4 protein-coding genes are annotated in these 2,024 nt (G+C 71.4%); all 4 read right to left on the minus strand.

The features are described 5' to 3' along the window. Window positions 1–28: 28 nt before the first annotated feature. Window positions 29–310, minus strand: a complete 282-nt coding sequence (locus QH283_RS27040) for a hypothetical protein (protein WP_280505752.1) — start codon at window positions 308–310, stop codon at window positions 29–31. After that, on the minus strand, window positions 307–657 hold the full coding sequence (locus QH283_RS27045; RefSeq protein WP_280505755.1) for an ABC transporter permease: 351 nt from the start codon (window positions 655–657) through the stop codon (window positions 307–309). The genes QH283_RS27040 and QH283_RS27045 overlap by 4 nt, the downstream gene beginning before the upstream one ends. Next, a complete protein-coding gene (locus QH283_RS27050) occupies window positions 624–1,145 on the minus strand; it encodes an ABC transporter permease (RefSeq protein ID WP_280505753.1) in 522 nt (173 codons plus the stop codon). Before QH283_RS27050 ends, QH283_RS27045 begins: the two co-directional genes overlap by 34 nt. 44 nt (window positions 1,146–1,189) lie before the next feature. After that, window positions 1,190–2,024: lysophospholipid acyltransferase family protein (locus QH283_RS27055; RefSeq protein WP_280505754.1), on the minus strand; the 835-nt coding region annotated here is incomplete at its 5' end.

Raw genomic sequence — 2,024 nt, forward strand, 5'->3', positions numbered from 1 at the left:
CCATGGGCGGCGGGGCGGGGGTCACGACCTAGCCGCGGTCGGCCGCCTCCCGCCCGCCTATTATCCGCAGCTGGGCCCAGTGCCCCGCCCCGGGGCGCCCGACCAGTGCGACGATCTCGCCCTCGGCGATGTCGAGGTCGATGCCGTCGAGCACGGTGCGGCCGCCGAAACCCTTGCGCAGACCGCTGATCGCGGCGGCGGCCCGCTCACTCGTGGTGACGGCCCGCTCACTCGTGGTGACGGGCTGCTCACTCGTGGTGACGGGCTGGTCTCCTGTGGTGACGGGCTGGTCTCCCGTGGTGACGGTCATCGGATGTCCCTTCGGTCGACGGACGTGCGCCAGCGCAGGGCGCGGTGTTCGAGCGCGCGCACGATCGCGTCGGTGACCAGGCCGAGCAGGCTGTAGATGAGCAGACCGAAGATGACGATGTCGGTGCGCAGGAATTCGCGCGCGTTGTTCACCACGAAACCCAGGCCCGCGCTGGCGTTGATCTGCTCGGCGACCACCAGCGACAGCCAGGCGATACCGAGGCTCTGGCGCACGCCGACCAGGATCTGCGGCAGCGCTCCCGGCACGATGAGCAGCCGCAACCGCTCGGCCAGGCTCAGCCGCAGGGTGCGGCTCAGTTCGAGCAGTTTCGGGTCGAGCTGGCGGATGCCGGCGTAGGTGTTGAGGTAGAGGCGTAGGTGTTGAGGTAGAGCGGGAAGAAGACGCCGAGAGCGATCAGGTAGACCTTGGGTTCCTCGCCGATGCCGAACCAGATGATGAACAGCGGGATCAGGCCGAACAGCGGAATGGTCCTGATCATCTGCAACGGCGGGTCGAGGACGTACTCGCCGATCGTGCCGAGGGCGGCCACGGTGCCGAGGATCAGCGCGAGGCCCGCGCCGAGCAGGAAACCCCACAGCGCCCGCTGGCCGGAGACCAGCAGCGCGTCTGCGAGCTGGCCGGACCGCCAGATCTCGATCCCGGCGTCGAGCACCACCGACGGCGCGGGCAGCTTCTTTGGCGAGACCAGGCCCGCGCTGCTCACGATCTGCCAGACGAGCAGCAGAGCGACCGGCGCGAGGGCACGAAGGAAACCCGGGCGCCGGTATATCGGGATCCGGCGCACGGCGGGCACCGCAACCCTGTTGTCGAGCATGGCAGCATCGTGCGCGGACACGCCGCGTCAGCCCAGATTTTCGCTCACCGCGATTCGATTGATTCCGTTCTCCCCGCCGACCTCCTCCCCGCCGCCGACCTCGTGACCACCGGCTCCCTCGTGACCACCGGCTCCCTGGTCACCGCTGATTCCCCCGCGCGCACCGCTCGATCACATCGGCCGGCCAGATCGCGCCGGTCACGCCCCGGCTGCTCCAGCGGTTCCAGCACGACCTCCACGGTCAGGCCGCGCGAACCCAGCACGCGCAGGGCGGAGGCGAGGAAGGATTCGTCGCCGACGAAGGCGGGCACGGCGGACCGGGCGCCGTGATGGTCCAGATAGCGCAGCCGGATCGGCTGCACGGGCACGCCCGCGTCGACGGCGGCCTGGAAGAAGGCGGGCCGCAGACGGCCGTGCGCGCGCCCGCACCAGGTCGTGCCCTCGGGGAACACCGCCACCGTCTCCCCGCGCGCCAGCCGCCGCGTCACCCGGCCGACGACCTCCGGCAGGGCGCGCAACCGCTCGCGTTCCAGCGGCTCGATCCGCGCCCGCCGGGCCAGCGTGCCGAGCACCGGCCAGTCCACGAGATCGGCGCGGGCGACGAAGCCCATCGGCCGCACCGCAAGCAGCGCGAGCACATCGGTCCAGCCGATGTGTCCCGCGACGACGAGCACGCCACCGCCGTGCGCCGCATCCGCATCGCGGCGACGATCCACCGTGCGCGATCGAATTCCCAGGCAGCGCAGTGCCGCCCGCGCCCACGCGCTCGACATCCGGTCCCGGTGGGCGGGCGGGGTGAGCAGCCGGGCGAGCGGAAAGCTCATCAGCAGCCCGGCGATTCCGGTGGCGCGGAGCGTGATTCGACCGGGTCCGACCCGG

Origin of the sequence: Nocardia farcinica (assembly GCF_029867845.1) — a bacterium.
Classification (GTDB): Bacteria; Actinomycetota; Actinomycetes; order Mycobacteriales; family Mycobacteriaceae; genus Nocardia; species Nocardia farcinica_A.